The organism is Delftia sp. DLF01 (assembly GCF_014852125.1).
Lineage (GTDB): Bacteria > Pseudomonadota > Gammaproteobacteria > Burkholderiales > Burkholderiaceae_C > Comamonas > Comamonas acidovorans.
Window position 1 is genome coordinate 455405 of the sequence record NZ_JACVAZ010000004.1, and the last position, 16543, is coordinate 471947.

Genomic DNA, 16543 nt, shown 5'->3' on the forward strand with positions numbered 1-16543 from the left:
ATGCCTGACAAATGAACCTTTGTCGCAATCATCCGACTTGCCTATCGTCCACCCATGCCCCAAGCGCGATCCTGCCGGGGATGGATGAAGGAAATGAAACCATGCTGCACCGTGTCACCACGCAACCCGACCCCTACGAGCCGTTTTTGCTGTCGCAAGGCATTCGCTTTGGCGAGCTGCTGTTCATCTCCGGCCAGGCCGGCGCCGGAGACGATGGCCGCATCGTGCCGGGCGGCTTCCTGGCCCAGGGCCGGCAGGCGTTTGCCAATCTGCGCCGCGCGCTGGAGGCGGGCGGCTCCAGCCTGAAGGACGTGATCAAGGTCACCATCTTCGTCACCGACATGGGCCACTTCGACGAGGTGGTCGCCCTGCGCCGCGAGTTCTTCGGCGCCCCCTATCCGGCCGACACGATTGCCCAGATCCAGGCGCTGTACGACCCGGCGGCCATGATCGAGATCGAGGCCATTGCAGCCGTGCGTGATGGCCAGGCGCGCTGACATGGTTGCGGCCGTTCTGTTCCGATGGCCTGGCCACGGCGTGCATGGCCGACGACTGGAGCCGATGGGGCCGATATCTGATGCCTTCAACCGCCGAGCAGTCCCGAGGTGCTCAGCGGCCCCGGCGACAGCTGCTGTCCCCAGGCCTGCGTCAAGGCCTCGATGGCATCGCCCACCACGCGGCAGGCCTGGGTGAGCTTGCCGTGCCGGGGCAGGGCCAGCGTCACATGGCGCACCAGGCCGGGGTTGACCAGGCGGCTGGCCTGCAGCCGGCCCTGGCGCAGTTCGGCATCGATGGAATACGGGCCGATCACCGAGTAGAGGCCGGGCGCGTGGGCCACGAGTTCCTTTTGTACGGTCAGCGAGTCGGCCTCGGCGGCAGCCGCGAGCCGAAAGCCGTGGCTGTGCGCGGCCTCATCGAGCGCGTCGCGCCAATGGCTGGGGCGTCGCGGCAGCACCAGTTGCAGGCCGTCGAGCGCGGCGAACTCCGTGGTGGGCGCCAGGGTCAAGGGGCCGCCTGGGCGCGACACCAGATAGCTGTGCGCGGTGCTCAGCAGCCGCTCGTCGCCGCCGGCCGGGCGCGCGAAGCGAAAGAGGATGGCCAGGTCCACGGCGCCGCTGTCCAGCAGCGCGTCGAGCTCCGTGCCCTGGGCCTCGGTGATGTTCAGGCGTATGCCGGGGTGCTCGCGCTGCAGCCAGTCGAACACATGCGTCATCAGCGGGTGCGCGGCCGAAGGCACGATGCCCAGCCGCACCTCGCCCCATAGCTGGCCTGCGTCCGCACGCAGTGTTTCCTGCAATTGCTCGGTTTCCTGCAGCCAACTGCGCAGCCGCAGCGCGGCCCGCGCGCCCAGCGGCGTCAGCGTGACGCCCCGGCCCGTGCGCCGCAGCAAGGGGCCGCCCAGAGACGCTTCGAACTCGCTGATCTGCCGGCTGATGTGCGACTGCACGGTGTGCCGCCGTGCCGCGACCTTGCTGATGCTGCCGGCTTCGGAGACCTCGAGGAAGAGCTTGACGCTGGGCAGGTGCATGGTGGTTACCCGGTTGAGGTATGCCTTATGAGGCAATTCTGAAAGCCTGAAATTCTATCTATCCAGATATCAACGGGATTTCTACAGTGCAGTCATGCCTTGCCAGCGGCCTTGCCGTGGCAGGTTTTCCAGACACCGAACCTAAGGAAAATCCGTTGAAACTCGCCAGCTTCATTCATGCCGGACAGCCCCGCTACGGGCAGGTTCTGGCCGAGCGCTTCCTGCAGCCGCCCGCCGACTTTCTCGCCCGCCATCCCGACCTGCTGTCCGTGCTGCGCGCACAGGCGCTGGGCGAGCTGGAGCAGGCCCTGCAGGCCGGCGCCGTGCCCGTCGATGCGGCGCAGACCCAGGCGCTGCCCGTCATCCCCAACCCCGGCAAGCTCATCTGCGTGGGCCTGAACTACAAGACCCATGTGGCCGAGACGCGGCGCGCTGACAGCGAGCACCCGTCTCTGTTCCTGCGCTTCAACGACAGCCTGGCCGCCGATGGCGACGAGCTGCTGCGCCCGGCCTTCTCGGAGCGTTTCGACTGGGAGGGCGAGCTGGCCTTCGTCATCGGCCGGGGCGGGCGCCACATTGCAAAGGAAGATGCCTTCGACCACATCGCTGGCTATGCCTGCTTCAACGATGTGAGCGTGCGCGACTGGCAGCGCCATACGCACCAGTTCACGCCCGGCAAGAACTTTCCCGGCACGGCGCCCTTCGGCCCCTGGCTGGTCACGCGCGACGAGGTGGCCGACGTGCGCAGCCTGGCGCTGCAGACGCGCCTGAACGGCAGCGTGGTGCAGCAGGCCAGCCTGGGCGACCTGATCTTCGACATCCCCACCATCGTGTCCTATGTGTCGCGCTTCACGCCGCTGTCGCCCGGCGACGTGATCGCCACGGGCACGCCGGGCGGCGTGGGCGACCGCCGCGAGCCGCCTCTGTACATGAAGCATGGCGATGTGGTCGAGGTCGAGATCACTGGGCTGGGCGTGCTGCGCAACCGTATCGGCACTGATAGCGCTGCCGTCTGACTCCGGAGAAATTCATGGATAACCAACAAGCGATTTCGCAGCGGCCCCGGCTGCGCATTGCCGTCGATATCGGCGGCACCTTCACCGACATGGCGGCGTTCGACGAGGCCAGCGGCCAGCTGCTGTTCGGCAAGGCCCTGTCCACGCATGGCGAGCTGGTCAACGGCATCCAGGCCACGATAGACAGCGCGGGCATCGACTGGCGCGACGGCCATCTGTTCCTGCACGGCTCCACCATTGCCATCAACACGCTGCTGGAGCGCAATGGCGCCCACACCGCGCTGCTGATCACCGAGGGCTTTCGCGACATCTACGAGATCGGCCGCGTGAACCGGCCCGATGCCTACAACCTGTTCTTCAACAAGCACCAGCCGCTGGTGCGGCGCTCGCTGCGCCATGAGGTGTCCGAGCGCCTGCGCGCCGACGGCAGCCTGCACAAGCCGCTGGACGAGGCGGCCGTGCGCGAGCTGGCCCGCGAGCTGTCAGGGCAGGGCGTGGAGGCCGTGGCCGTGCTGCTGCTGCATTCCTACCGCAACCCGGCGCACGAGCAGCGCGTCAAGCAGATCCTGCAGGAAGAGATGCCGGGCGCCTTTGTCTGCGCCTCGCACGAGCTGTCGCAGGAGTACCGCGAGTTCGAGCGCGTGTCCACCGCCGTGGCCAATGCCTATGTGGGGCCGCGCGTGTCGCAGTACCTGGGCCAGCTGGAGAGCCACCTGGGCGGCAAGGGCTTCGAGGGCGATTTCTACATCGTGCAGTCCACGGGCGGCCTGTTCCCGGTCGAGCATGCCAAGGTGGGCTGCGTGCGCATGCTCGAATCGGGTCCGGCGGCCGGCGTGATCGGCGCCCAGGCCATCTGTGCGCAACTGGGCATGGGCGACGCCATCGCCTTCGACATGGGCGGCACCACGGCCAAGGCCGGCGTGATCAGCGAGGGCCGGCCGCTGACCACGGGCTCGGCGCTGATCGGCGGCTATGAGCAGGCCCTGCCGATACAGATCCCGATGATGGACATCCACGAAGTGGGCACGGGCGGCGGCTCCATCGCCCGCGTGGAGACGGGCAACGCGCTGCGCGTGGGCCCGCAGAGCGCCGGCTCCATCCCCGGCCCCGTGGCCTATGGCCGTGGCGGGCTGGAGCCCACGGTGACCGACGCCAACCTGGTGCTGGGCCGGCTGGACGCGGAGCATTTCCTGGGCGGCGAGCTGCAGCTGGACATGGACGCCTGCCAGCGCCAGATGGCCGAGCGCGTGGCGACCCCGCTGGGCCTGGAGCCCACCGAGGCGGCCGACGGCATCCTGCGCATCGCCGTGACGCAGATGTCGCATGCCGTCAAGGCCGTGACCACCGAGCGCGGCCTGGATGCGGGCAGCTTCACCATGGTCGTCTACGGCGGCGCGGGGCCGCTGCACGCCTCGGCCATTGCGCGCGAGATCGGCATCCGCAAGGTGCTGATTCCCTATGCGCCCGGCTATTTCTCGGCCTACGGAATGCTGTTCTCCGACCTGCGCTACGACTACGTGCGCTCGGTGTTCCGCAAGCTGGGCGAGGTGTCCTTCGAGGAGATCGAGGCCGCCTACCAGAGCATGGAGGACGAGGGCCGCGCCGCGCTGGCGCAGTCCGGCATCGCGCCGGACGGCATCGTGATCGAGCGCGCCGCCGACATGCGCTACGTGGGCCAGGAGCATGCGGTGACCGTGGACCTGCCCATGGCCTTCTTCGAGGGCCGGGACCGCTCGGCCATCAAGCGCCAGTTCGACGAGCTGCACAAGGTGCGCTACGGCACCTCGGCCCCGCAGGAGCCGGCCGACCTCGTGAGCCTGCGCGTCACCGTGCTGGGCACGATGAAGAAACCGCCCCGGCACAGCGTGGAGCGCGGCAGTGCCGAGCCCAGCCGTGCCTCCGTGCGCACGGTCAAGCCCGTCTATTTCCGCTCCAGCGGCTGGGTGGACACGCCGGTGCATCTGCGCGAGCGCCTGCTGGCGGGCAACGAGATCGCGGGGCCCGCGCTGATCGAGGAACACGCATCCACCACCGTCGTGCAGCCCGGCGACCGGCTGCGCGTGGACGAACTGGGCAATCTGCAAATCGACATCGGGAGCGACCGCACATGAACCACCCCACTGACTCCAGGCCCGTCGATCCGGTCACCGTCGAGATCATCCGCAACGGCCTGTACGCCGTCACGGAGGAGATGAAGACCAACCTGACGCGCACGGCCTACAACCTCATCATCTACGAGGCGCTGGACTTCACGGTCGGCCTGTTCACGCGCGAGGGCGACACGGTGTCCATCGGCCTGGGCCTGCCCATGTTCATCCGCGGCATGTCGGAGACGGTCAAGGCCAAGATCCGCCACTTCGGCTACGAGAACATCCTGCCCGGCGACATCCTGGTCACCAACGATGCCTACACCACCGGCAGCCACCTGAACCACTTCACGTTCACCATGCCGGTGTTCCATGAGGGCCGGCTCGAAGGCTTCACCTGCTGCATGGCCCACTGGCTGGACGTGGGCGGCACGCTGGGCAACGTCACCACGGACATCTTCAGCGAGGGGATACAGATCCCCATCATGAAGTACCAGCGCCAGGGCGAGGTCAACCAGGACCTGATCGACATCATCGCGATGAACGTGCGCCTGGCCGAGCGGGCCCTGGGCGATCTGCGCGCGCAGATCACGGCCATCACCACGGGCGAGCGCCGCTATGTGGAACTGCTGCAGCGCTATGGCGTGGATGCGGTCAACGGCGCCATCGCGCAGATCATGGATTCCAGCGAGGCCGTGGCGCGCAAGAACACGCTGTCGATTCCCGATGGCGTGTACGAGGCCGAGTCCTTCATGGACGACGACGGGCTGGACATCGGCAAGCGCATTCCCATCCGCGTCAAGGTCACGGTGCAGGGCGACGAGATGACGGTGGACCTGTCGGACGTCTCCAAGCAGGTGCGCGGCTTCTACAACTCGGGCTTCACCACGGGCATCGCCTGCGCGCAGGTGGCCTACAAATGCCTCACCACGCCGACCGACTACCCGGTCAACGACGGCAGCTTTCGGCCGCTCAAGGTGATCATGCCCATGGGCACGGTGATCAGCGCCGAGAGGCCGTATCCCATGCGCGTGTGGATGACCTTCCCCATGACGGTGATCGACACCATCTTCAAGGCCCTGGCGCCGGCGATTCCCGACCGCTCCATCGCGGGCCACCATGCGGACCTGGTGTTTCCCAACATCCATGGCATCTCGCCCGAGGACGGGCGGCTGTTCATCGTCGGCATCGGCCCGCTGGGCGGCGGCTGGGGCGCCAAGAGCCGCGAGGACGGCGTGTCCGTCACCGTCTGCATCAATGACGGCGACACCCACAACAGCCCCACCGAGCAGCTCGAGGCCAAGTACCCGGTGCTGGTGGAGAAGTACGAGATCCGCCAGGACTCGGCCGGCGCGGGCCAGTACCGGGGCGGCCTGGGCGCGGAGATGGTGGTGCAGGCGCTGTCGCCCTTCACCGTCACCACGCGCATCGACCGCGTGCACTGCAAGCCCTGGGGCCTGGAGGGCGGCGGCGACGCCATGGGCAACGGCCTGGCCGTGCGCCACAAGGGCGAGTGGAAGACCGACCATGCCAACGCCAAGATCTTCAACGTGCGCCTGGAACGCGGCGATGCCTATCGCATGCTGTCGGGCGGCGGCGGGGGCTTTGGCGACCCGCTGGCGCGCGAACTGGACAAGGTGGCCGAGGACGTGCGCGAAGGCTATGTGAGCGCCCAGGTGGCCCGCGAGGTCTACCGCGTGGCGCTGGATGGCCAGGGACAGGTGGACCACGAGGGCACGCAGGCGCTGCGCAGCGGCAGGTCTCCGTCGGCCGCAGCGGCAACATCAGCCGTGGCCTGGGACGGGCAGTGAGCACGGCCATGGCCTCCGACCACGCCCTGCAGGCCGGCCGGCTCTGGGACCTGTGGTGCGCCCTGGCGCTGCGCCATGTCGCCCTGGGCGGTGCCTGCGCCTGCGGGGCGGGCGGCATCAGCCTGCGGCTGGAGGACTTCGAGCTGGACATCGTGGACTACCTGCAGGACGGGGGCGAGCGCTGCGAGCAGCCCGAGGTGGCGGCCTGGTTCCGTGCCCGGCCCGCACCCGGGCAGGGCGCGCAGCCGCTGCGCGGCCTGCTCGATGCGCTGGGCTCGGACGAGGTGCCGCAGGCCGTGGCGCAGTGGGCGCTGGCGCGGCTGGAGCGCACGCTGCGTTCGTTCGCCGAGGTGCATGGTGGGGTGCAGGGCGGGGTGCACGGCGGGGTGGCGTCATGAGCGGGCATTTCTCCAGCCTGCTGGCCCTGCCCGAAGCGGCGGGGCAGCGCATTCCGGTCACCGTGCTCACGGGCTTTCTGGGCAGCGGCAAGACCACGCTGCTCAACCGGCTGCTGGCGCTGCCGGACCTGCACGGGACGGCCGTCATCGTCAACGAGTTCGGTGCGGTCGGCATCGACCAGGACCTGACCAGCCTGGCCTGCGAGGACACGGTGCTGCTGGCCAATGGCTGCCTGTGCTGCAGCGTGCGCGGCGATCTGGTGGAGGCGCTGGAGCGCCTGGCCCTGCGCGAACAGGGCGCGCCGCGCCGCGTGCTGATCGAAACCAGCGGCCTGGCGGACCCGGGGCCGATACTGCGCTCCTTCCTGGGCGAGCCCGCCGTGCGCGCGCGCTATGCGCTGGCCGGCGTGGCCTGCACGGTCGATGCCATGCTGGGCAGCGCCACGCTGGCAGGCTATCCCGAAGCCGTGCGGCAGCTGGCTGTGGCTGACCTGGTGCTGCTGACCAAGACAGACTTGCTGGGCGGCGCACAGCCCGCTGCGCAACTGCTGGCCCAGGTGCAGGCCATCAACGGCGAGGCGCCGCAAGGCATGGACCCCGCCCACCATGTGGCGCTGCTGCAGCGGCTGATGTCGGAAGGCGCGACGGGGCAGCAGGACGCCGCTGCGGGCATGCTCCAGGCACCCGGCTACCGGGCCATGGCCCAGCCTTTGATGGCTCCGGCGATAGCGCCGGCAGGCACGCACCGCGACGGCATCTCGTCCTTTGTGCTGCAGCGCGACGAGCCCCTGCCCGCGCAGGCGTTTGGCGAATGGATGGACTGGGTCACGGCCATGCGCGGCGATGACCTGCTGCGCGTCAAAGGCTTCGTGCACCTGCAGGAGCACCCGGACCAGCCCCTGGTCATCCATGGCGTGCAGCACCTGTTCGCCCCGCCGCAGACGCTGCCCCGCTGGCCGGGTGCCGACCGGCGCACGCGCATCGTCTTCATCACGCGGGGGCTGGATGCCCAGGCCCTGGACGACACGCTGAGCGTGCTGGTGCGCAGGCACAGGCGGCATGCGCCGAATCAGGACCCGGGCTGAGCCACGCAACGGCCGGCCCATTTTCAAAAGAAACAGGAGACAAAGCATGAAAACTCTGACACGGCTGAAGGGGCCGGTGCTGGGCGCCTTACTGGGTGCGCTGGCTGCCTTGCCCATCGCCAGCATGGCCTCGTCCAGTGCGCCCGCCGCCTTTCCCGAGCCGGGCAAGATGGTCAAGGTCATCGTCCCCTTCGTGGCGGGCGGCGGCGTGGACAGCGCGGCGCGGCTGTTTGCCGAGCAGTTGCGCAAGCAGCTGGGCACGACGGTCATCGTCGAGAACCGCGTGGGCGGCAGTGGCGTGGTGGGCGGCCGTGCGGTGCTGGCGGCTGCCCCCGATGGCTACACCCTGCTGTTCTCGGCCGCCACGCATGTGCTGGCCAAGCAGGTATTGGCCCATCCGCCCTATGACCCGCAGACCGACTTTGTCCCCGTGGCGCGCGTGGGCGAGGCGCCGTTGATGCTGGTGATCTCGCCGCAGCTGCCCCACAGCAAGCTGGGCGAGGTGCTGGCCGCAGGCGCCAAGAGCACATGGACGGCGGCCATTCCCGCCGTGGGCGCACCCAGCCACCTGGCCACGCTGCTGCTGGCCCAGCAGGGCCGTATGCGCCTCGAGTACGTGCCCTACAAGGGCACGCAGCCCGCGCTGGTGGATGTGGGCGGCGGCCATGTGGACCTGCTGCTCGACTCCATGGTCTCCGTGCTGCCGCTGGCCAAGGCCGGCAAGGTGCGGCCGATTGCCATCACCTCCGGCAAGCGCAGTCCGCTGGCGCCCGAGGTGCCCACCATGCAGGAAAGCGGCTTGCCGCGCTTTGCCTACACGTCCTGGTACGGACTGTGGGCGCCCAAGGACACGCCTGCCGACCGGGTGCAGCGGCTGAACCAGGCCTCCAACGCGGCGGTGGCCGAGCTGGCCAGGTCCGGCGCCTTCGCGAGCCTGGGCATCGACACGGTTTCGGAGAGCACCGAGCAGTTCAAGCGCTTCATCGCCGCCGATGTGGCGCAGAGCGCCGCGCTGCTCAAGGGCGCGGGCTTCAAGCCCGAGTAGCCGGGCAGACCCGGGCACACGCCCGAGAAAAACAAAGAGCAAAGAGCAAAGCAAAGCAAAAAACCACAAGGAGACAACATGCAGGTTTTCATACGCCAGGCCCTGGCCGCCTCGCTGGGGCTGGCCGCCGCGCATGCGGGCGCGCAGTCCTCGGTATCGATCTCGGGCACCGTCGATGTGAGCGTCAGGCAGGTGCGCAACCAGGGCCTGGGAACCGTCACCTCGCAGGCCAGCGGCGCCAACTCCACCAGCAAGCTGGTATTGCGGGGGCAGGAGGACCTGGGCGACGGCCTGAGCGCGGGCTTCTACCTGGACGGCAGCCTGCTGGCCGACACCGGCGCCATGGGTGCCAGCGGCCCGTTCTGGGACCGGCGCTCCACGGTCAGCCTGGCCTCGCGGCAATGGGGCGAGCTGCGGCTGGGGCGGGACTGGGTACCCACGCACCTGGTGTGGAGCGGCTTCGATCCGTTTGCCACGCTGGGCATCGGCAGCGCCAATGGCTTTCGCTCGTTCACGGCTTCCCGCGCGCTGGGCCAGGCCTTCGGCACGGCGCCGGAGTCGCAGGCTGCCAATCCCACGCTGCGCGTGAGCAATGCGGTGGAGTATTTCCTGCCGGCCGGCCTGGCCGGCCTGGGCGGGCTGCAGGGCGTGTCGGGCAGCCTGATCGCCACCTTGGGCGAGAAGGGCGCCACGGCGGCAGGCCAGACGCGCGGCAACGGCTTTCGGCTGGGCTGGGCGGGCGCGGGCTGGAACGTGGCGGGCGCGCAGTTCATCACGCGCAACACCCTGAGCGGCATCCATTTCAAGGACCAGAGCTACGGCGTCTCCTACGACTTCGGCTGGCTCAAGGCCAGCCTGGCCCAGCGCCGCTGGGTCCATGGCGTGGACCGCACGGTCAACACCCTGGTGGGCATGAGCGTTCCCGTGGGCAGCGGCGTGGTCAAGCTCAGCTACGTCAAGGCCGACCAGACGGGCGCGACGGCGGCGCAAAGCGCCAGCGATGCCGACCTGTGGGCGCTGGGCTATGTGCACTCGCTGTCGCGGCGCACGGCGCTGTACGCGCATGCGGCCCGCATGTCCAACCGCAATGGGGCGGCCTTCGCCATTGCCGGGGGTGCGGCTGTCAGCGGCAATCCGGCCGCGGCCAATTACTTTGGCGGGCGCGCCTCCACGGCCTTCGAGCTGGGCATCCGGCACGACTTCTGACGGGGGCGTGGGCTGCGTGCGCGCTGGTTCGTGGTCATTGCTGCACCCCATGCAGCAGTGAACTGCACGCCGGCCTATTGCTGCCGTCAATCGCTTCTTCTACGCTGCACCCATTTCACGGAGCAGCGAGATGAATCCATTGATCAAGGTCCGCATGGACGCCGCAGGCGCCCCCGACGCCATGCGCCTGGAGCCGGTCGAGGTGCAGGCGCCCGGCCCCGGCCAGGTCTGGCTGGAGCAGACGGCCATCGGCGTGAACCCGCTGGACGTGAGCCAGCGCAAGGGCGCTGTCGCCATCGCCTTTCCCTCGGGCCTGGGGCTGGAGGGCGCGGGGCGGGTGGCCGCCGTGGGCGAGGGCGTGACGAATGTGGCCGTGGGCGAGCGCGTGGGCTACGCCACGGGGCCGCTGGGCGCCTATGCCAGCGCCCGCCTGTATCCGGCCGAGCGCCTGGTGAAGCTGCCCGATGCGCTGCCTGACGACGCGGCGGCGGCCGTGCTGTTCAAGGGCATCACGGCGCAGTACCTGCTCAAGACCACCCATGCCGTGGGCCCCGGCAGCCGCATCGTGATCTATGGCGCCGCCGGTGCGCTGGGCCAGTTGATGTGCGCCTGGGCCAGGCACCTGGGCGCGCTGGTGATCGGCGTGGTGTCCAAGGCAGCCAGCGTGGAGCGCGCGCGGGCGGCCGGCTGCGACGAGGTCTTCGTGTTCGATGCGGCCACGCTGCCGGGCCAGGTGCTGCAGGCCACCGGGGGCCTGAAGGCCGACGTGGTCTACGACCCCATCGGCCGCACGACGCTGGGCGCCTCGCTGGACTGCCTGCGCCCGCGCGGCCTGCTGGTGTCCTTCGGCGCGACCTCCGGCCTGCCCGATCCCATCTCGGTGGCCACGCTCAATGCCAAGGGCTCGCTGTTCCTCACGCGCCCCTCGCTGGCCGCGCACACGGCCACGGCGGCCGAGTACCAGGAGCGCGCACGGGACGTGCTGGCCGCCGTGGCGGCCGGCATCATCGTGCCCGGCGTCTGGCGCCGGTATGCGCTGGCGGAGGTGGCGCAGGCGCATGGCGATCTGGAGCAGGGACGCTCCCAAGGTGCGATCATCCTGACCCCATGAACCTTCTGGACAGCCAGCACGCCGATGAACTGGCGGCCCTGGTGGCGCTGCATGAACAAGGCTCCTTCGCTGCGGCGGGGCGGGCCTTGCTGCGCCATCCGTCCGTGCTGTCCAAACGCCTGAACGCGCTGGAGACCCGGCTGGGCGTGCGGCTGGTGGAGCGCAGCACACGCCATCTGCACCTGACCGACGAGGGCCTGCGCCTGGTGGACAAGGTGCGCCAGGCGGCCGGCCTGATTGCCGATGCCCAGAAGGAGGCCGCCCAGGGCGCCTCGCAGGCCCGGGGCCGGCTGCGGCTGTCGCTGCCGGCAGCGATGGGACGGCGCTGGCTCAGCCCGCTGCTGGCCGAGTTTGCGCTGGCCCATCCGCAGATCGTGCTGGAGGTGGAGTATGCGGACCGCTTCGTGGACATCGTGGGCGAGCGCTTCGACGCGGCGGTGCGCATAGGCCGGCTGGCGGACAGCCGGCTGGTGGCGCTGCGGCTGGGCGGGCACCAGCGCATCCTGGGCGCCGCGCCCGCCTATCTGCAGGCCCACGGCACGCCGGTGCACCCCGAGGACCTGGCAGCGCACCGCTGCCTGGGCTTCACGGGGCTGCAGTCGTTTCCGCAATGGGAGCTGGTGCACGGTGGCGCATCGGGCGATGTACCGCAAGGCCAGGCCCGGCACACCGTGCTGGTGCGCGGCCCCATGGTCAGCAATGACAGCGAGGCCCTGCTCACGGCCGCCGTCATGGGCGTGGGCATTCTGGCCGGCGGCGACTGGCTGATGAGCGAGCACATGGCCGCAGGCCGGCTGGTGCGGGTGCTGCCGCAATGGCGCCTGGATGGCGCCTCGGGCATCTACTTCGTGCGGCCCTCGGCGGCGTTCAGCAGCGCGGCCATGACGGCGCTGCGCGACTGCCTGGTGCGGTGGTTTGCCACGCGCAGCCCCTGGCGCACGGGGCATGACACACTGGCGCCGCCCCCACCCTTGCCCCCGCCCTTTTCCGCATCCGCTCCATGACCCAAAAACCCTCGCCGCCCGCCATGGCGGCCGCCTTGCTTCCCTGGCTGTTCGTGCTGCTGTGGAGCACGGGCTTCATCGGCGCCAAGTTCGGCCTGCCCTATGTGGAGCCGCTGACCTTTCTGACGCTGCGCTATGCCATCGTCCTGGTGCTGATGGCGGCGGTGGCCCTGGTGCTGCGCGCGCCCTGGCCGCGTTCGGCACGCCAGTGGCTGCACATTGGCGTGTCAGGGCTGTTCGTGCATGGCGTGTACCTGGCCGGGGTGTTCACGGCCATCGCCCACGGCCTGCCTTCGGGCGTGACGGCCCTGGTGGTGGGGCTGCAGCCGCTGATCACGGCCCTGGTGGCCGGCACCTTGCTGGGCGAGTCCGTGCGGCCCCGGCAGTGGGCCGGGCTGGCGCTGGGCTTCACGGGCGTGGCCCTGGTGGTGGCGGGCAAGATCGCCTCGGTGCCGGTCCATGCCCTGCTGGCCATGCTGGTGCCGGCCGTGGTGGCGCTGGCCGGCATCACGGCCGGCACGCTGTACCAGAAGCGGTTCTGCCCATCGTTTGATCTGCGCACGGGCTCGGTCATCCAGTACCTGCCCTGCCTGGTGGCGACGGGGGCGCTGGCCCTGGCCACCGAAACCATGCAGGTGCGCTGGAGCGGCGAGTTCCTGTTTGCGCTGGGCTGGCTGGTGCTGGTGCTGTCCGTGGGCGCGGTCAGCCTGCTCAACCTGCTGATACGCCGCGGCGGCGCCGTGCACGTGGCCAGCCTGTTCTACCTGACGCCACCGGCCACGGCCCTGATCGCCTGGGCCATGTTCGGCGAGACGCTGGGCGGCCTGGCGCTGGCGGGCATGGCCTTGACGGCAGCCGGCGTGTGGCTGGCGCGCCAGGGGCGCTAGCTTGCCCCGCAAGCCGCGGGCAGGGCATGCGCAAAGGCGGGATACTGCGGCACTGTCAGCCCACGAATACCGGATTTCCGCACCATGCCCATCAATGAACTGCGCGCCATCGCCACCTTTGCCAAGGCGGTCGAGCTGGGCAGCCTGCGCCAGGCGGCGCTGTCCCAGGGCGTGAGCCCCCAGGCCGCCAGCCAGGCGGTGGCCCATCTGGAGCAGCACCTGGGCGTGCGCCTGCTGCACCGGACCACGCGCAGCCTGGCGCTGACCGAGGAGGGCCAGCGTTTCCTGCAGGACACCCAGCCGGCGCTGGCCGCGCTGGACCGCGCACTGAACCTGGCACGCGACAGCCGCGAGGGCATTGCGGGGCCGTTGCGCATCGTGGGCCCCAAGTCCTGCTTTGCGCCCGTGCTGATGCCGCTGCTCGATGAGTTCTGCCGCCTGCACCCGGGCATCGTCCCCGATGTGCGGCTGGACGACGGCATAGGCAACTGGGTGCTGGACCGGGTCGATGCGGGGTTTCGCATCGGCGCCTCGCCCGATGAAAGCGTGATCGGGCGGCGGCTGTTTCCCGTGCAGCTCATCGTCTGCGCGGCGCCGCAGTACCTGCAGCGCCATGGCGTGCCCCGGTCGCTGGACGAGCTGGCCGCGCACCGCTGCAGCATGTTCCGCCATGCGGCCACGGACACGGTGATGCCCTGGTACCTGCCGGTCGATGGCGAGCTTACGCACCGCTACCTGCAGCCGGCCCTGTCCACCAACGATGCCGAGCTGGAGCTGCATGCCGTGCTGGCCGGCCAGGTGATGGGCCAGCTGTCCAACATCTGCGCGGCCGCGCACATCCGCGCGGGGCGCCTGGTGCCCGTGCTGCTGGCGCATGTCAGCGAGCACATCGGCCTGCATGTCTACTACGGCAGCCGCGACGCGCTGCCCCGGCGCGTGCGTGCCTTCATCGACCTGGCCGTGCAGCGGCTGCAGGACTGCCCGGACTATCTGCTGTCCATGGAAGAACTGGAAAGGGCGGCGGCCGCAGGTGCCGCCGCCCTTTCCGGGGGCTGACCGGGATCAGGTCCGGCCGTTCAGGCCAGCTCGATCACGCCAGATCGAACGGCAGCTTGCGCACGGGCTTGCCCGTGAGCTGTGCCACGGCGTTGGCGAAGGCCGGGGCCAGCGGCGGCAGGCCGGGCTCGCCCATGCCCGTGGGCGGCTCGGCGCTGGGCACGACGTGGACGGCGATCTCGGGCATGTCGGTGATGCGCGGCACGGCGAAGTCGCCGAAGTTGCTCTGCTCCACCACACCGTCCTTGAACGTGATTGCCGCGCCGGGCAGGCACATGGACAGGCCCATCAGCGCCGCGCCCTGCACCTGCGCCTCGATGGTGCGCGGGTTCACGGCCAGGTTGCAGTGCACGCCGGCCGTGGCCTTGTGCAGCACCGGGCGGCCGTCCTTGACCGAGGCCTCCACCACATAGGCCACCACCGTGTCGAAGGACTCGTGCACGGCCACGCCCCAGGCGCGGCCCGCGCGCAGCTGGCGCTTGCCGTAGCCGCTCTTGTCCACGGCCAGCTGCAGGGCCAGGCGATGGCGCGGGTGCTTGTCGCCGAACATCTGCATGCGGTAGGCCACGGGGTCCTGGCGGCTGCTGCGCGCGATCTCGTCGATCAGCGTTTCCATGACGAAGGCCGTGTGGGTCGATCCCACGCTGCGCCACCACAGCACGGGCACGTTGACCTTGGGGTGGTGCACGGTCAGGCGCATGGGCAGCGGATAGGGCTCGCGCATGCCCTCCACGGCCGTGGCGTCGATGCCGTTCTTGATCATGCCGCCCTCGAACATGGTGCCCGCCGTGATGGACTGGCCCACGATGGCGTGGTCCCAGGCCAGCACCTTGCCGCGTTCGTCGAAGCCGATCTTCGCGCGGTGCAGGTGCATGGGGCGGTAGTAGCCGCCCTTGATGTCGTCCTCGCGGCTCCAGACCATGCGCACGGGAGCGTTCAGGCCGGCGCGGCGCGCGGCCAGCGCCACCTGGCAGGCCTCGACCACATAGTCGCTGGTGCCCACGCCCCGGCGGCCAAAGCCGCCGCCGGCCATCTGCACGTGCACGCGCACCTGCTCGGGCTTGAGGCCCAGCACACGCGCGGCGGCCATGCCGTCCACGCCCGCGAACTGCGTGCCCAGGTAGAGGTCGGCACCCGCCTCGCCGGTCTCGCCCATCTGCACCGTGCAGTTGAGCGGCTCCATGGGCGCATGGGCCAGGTAGGGGAAGCTGAACTCGGCCTCGATATGGCGCGGCGCCTTGTCCAGCGCCGAGATGTCGGCGTCGAAGTGGCGCGCGCCGGGCTGCGCGGCCAGCTCGCGGTACTGGGCCAGCTGGCGTTCGCTGTCCACCTTCTCCACGGCGTCGGTGTTCCATTGCGCCTTCAGCGCTTCGCGGCCCTTGCGCGCTGGCCAGTAGCCGGTGGCGATCACGGCCACGCCTTCGCCGCCACCGTCCACGGGCACGCGCAGCACGGCCTTGACGCCGGGCACGGCACGCGCCGCAGCGTCGTCCAGCGAGGCCAGCTGCGCCTTGAACACGGGCGGGTGTGCAATCACCGCCGTCAGCTGGCCCGGCAGGTGCATGTCGATGCCGAAGCTCTGCTGGCCGCTGCTCTTGGCCCGGGCGTCGATGCGGCCCGTGGGCTTGCCGATCAGCCGGAAGTCCTTGGGATTCTTCAGCACGACGGTGGCCGGCACGGGCTGGGCCATGGCGGCCTGGGCCAGCTCGCCATACGACAGCTTCTTGCCGTTGGGGCCGAGCACGAAGCCCTCGCGCGTGCGCAGCGTGGCGGCGTCCACCTTCCACTGCGCGGCGGCGGCGGCCACCAGCATGGCGCGCGCACGGGCGCCCAGCTCGCGGTACTGGGTGTAGCTGTGCTTGAGGGCGGTGGAGCCGCCCGTCATCTGGATGCCGTAGCGCGGATCGGCATAGGCCGCATCGTTGCCGCCCAGGCGGGCGCGGACCTTGCTCCAGTCGGCGTCCAGCTCCTCGGCCAGCACCAGGGGCAGGGCGGTGTGCACGCCCTGGCCGAATTCCAGGCGGTTGATGGCCACGGTGACTTCGCCGCTGGGCGAGATCTCCACGAAGGAGGCGGGCTGCTCGGTGGGCTTGAGGCCGGCGGCCTCGCCCTTGCCCGGCGCCTGCGCCATGGCGGGAAACACGCCCAGGGCCAGCGAACCGGCACCGGCGATCTTGAGGAAGCTGCGGCGGGGGATCTGTGCAAGGGTGGGCGCGTCGGCGATGGCAGCAGCGGCCTCGTCACGGTCCAGGATGTGCTGCAGGGCGCGGGGCAGTTCGGCGGGGTTGAAGGTGGTCAGCATGCGGCGT

Annotated in this window: 14 protein-coding genes; 12 read left to right on the forward strand and 2 right to left on the reverse strand. The window is 70.0% G+C overall.

Annotated elements, in window-relative coordinates; translation table 11 throughout:
• Positions 1-101 precede the first annotated feature (101 nt).
• Positions 102-497: a RidA family protein gene (locus tag IB269_RS23065; protein ID WP_016445482.1), complete on the forward strand. Its 396-nt coding sequence runs from the start codon at positions 102-104 to the stop codon at positions 495-497.
• Positions 498-583: 86 nt separating this feature from the next.
• Here IB269_RS23065 and IB269_RS23070 read toward each other — a convergent pair whose 3' ends face one another.
• Positions 584-1528, reverse strand: a complete 945-nt coding sequence (locus tag IB269_RS23070) for a LysR family transcriptional regulator (protein WP_192368419.1) — start codon at positions 1526-1528, stop codon at positions 584-586.
• A gap of 155 nt (positions 1529-1683) precedes the next feature.
• Between IB269_RS23070 and IB269_RS23075 the strand changes: the two genes are divergently transcribed.
• The 11 genes from IB269_RS23075 (at position 1684) to IB269_RS23125 (ending at position 14234) form a co-directional block, all read left to right on the forward strand.
• A complete protein-coding gene (locus tag IB269_RS23075) occupies positions 1684-2544 on the forward strand; it encodes a fumarylacetoacetate hydrolase family protein (RefSeq protein WP_192368420.1) in 861 nt (286 codons plus the stop codon).
• A 14-nt stretch (positions 2545-2558) separates the two neighbouring features.
• Positions 2559-4655 (forward strand): hydantoinase/oxoprolinase family protein, encoded by a 2097-nt coding sequence (locus tag IB269_RS23080; RefSeq protein ID WP_192368421.1) that lies wholly within the window; start codon positions 2559-2561, stop codon positions 4653-4655.
• Positions 4652-6442: a hydantoinase B/oxoprolinase family protein gene (locus IB269_RS23085; protein WP_046239863.1), complete on the forward strand. Its 1791-nt coding sequence runs from the start codon at positions 4652-4654 to the stop codon at positions 6440-6442. Before IB269_RS23080 ends, IB269_RS23085 begins: the two co-directional genes overlap by 4 nt.
• Positions 6443-6450: 8 nt before the next feature.
• Positions 6451-6840, forward strand: a complete 390-nt coding sequence (locus tag IB269_RS23090; protein ID WP_192368422.1) for a hypothetical protein — start codon at positions 6451-6453, stop codon at positions 6838-6840.
• Complete coding sequence (locus IB269_RS23095) at positions 6837-7925, forward strand: CobW family GTP-binding protein (protein ID WP_099752460.1); 1089 nt, start codon at positions 6837-6839, stop codon at positions 7923-7925. The genes IB269_RS23090 and IB269_RS23095 overlap by 4 nt, the downstream gene beginning before the upstream one ends.
• A gap of 46 nt (positions 7926-7971) precedes the next feature.
• Positions 7972-8970 carry a tripartite tricarboxylate transporter substrate binding protein gene (locus IB269_RS23100; protein WP_012207426.1) on the forward strand — a complete coding sequence of 333 codons (999 nt, stop codon included), beginning with the start codon at positions 7972-7974 and terminating at the stop codon, positions 8968-8970.
• Between the two features lie 78 nt (positions 8971-9048).
• Positions 9049-10176: a porin gene (locus IB269_RS23105; RefSeq protein ID WP_192368423.1), complete on the forward strand. Its 1128-nt coding sequence runs from the start codon at positions 9049-9051 to the stop codon at positions 10174-10176.
• 130 nt (positions 10177-10306) lie between these two features.
• Positions 10307-11287: a quinone oxidoreductase family protein gene (locus IB269_RS23110; protein WP_192368424.1), complete on the forward strand. Its 981-nt coding sequence runs from the start codon at positions 10307-10309 to the stop codon at positions 11285-11287.
• Positions 11284-12291: a LysR family transcriptional regulator gene (locus IB269_RS23115; protein ID WP_192368425.1), complete on the forward strand. Its 1008-nt coding sequence runs from the start codon at positions 11284-11286 to the stop codon at positions 12289-12291. Before IB269_RS23110 ends, IB269_RS23115 begins: the two co-directional genes overlap by 4 nt.
• A complete protein-coding gene (locus IB269_RS23120) occupies positions 12288-13178 on the forward strand; it encodes a DMT family transporter (RefSeq protein ID WP_065345511.1) in 891 nt (296 codons plus the stop codon). The genes IB269_RS23115 and IB269_RS23120 overlap by 4 nt, the downstream gene beginning before the upstream one ends.
• A gap of 84 nt (positions 13179-13262) precedes the next feature.
• Positions 13263-14234, forward strand: coding sequence for a LysR family transcriptional regulator (locus IB269_RS23125; protein ID WP_192368426.1), 972 nt, complete (start codon positions 13263-13265; stop codon positions 14232-14234).
• A 34-nt stretch (positions 14235-14268) separates the two neighbouring features.
• Here the strand turns inward: IB269_RS23125 and IB269_RS23130 are convergent, their stop codons facing one another.
• Positions 14269-16536: a xanthine dehydrogenase family protein molybdopterin-binding subunit gene (locus IB269_RS23130; RefSeq protein ID WP_192368427.1), complete on the reverse strand. Its 2268-nt coding sequence runs from the start codon at positions 16534-16536 to the stop codon at positions 14269-14271.
• Positions 16537-16543 lie beyond the last annotated feature (7 nt).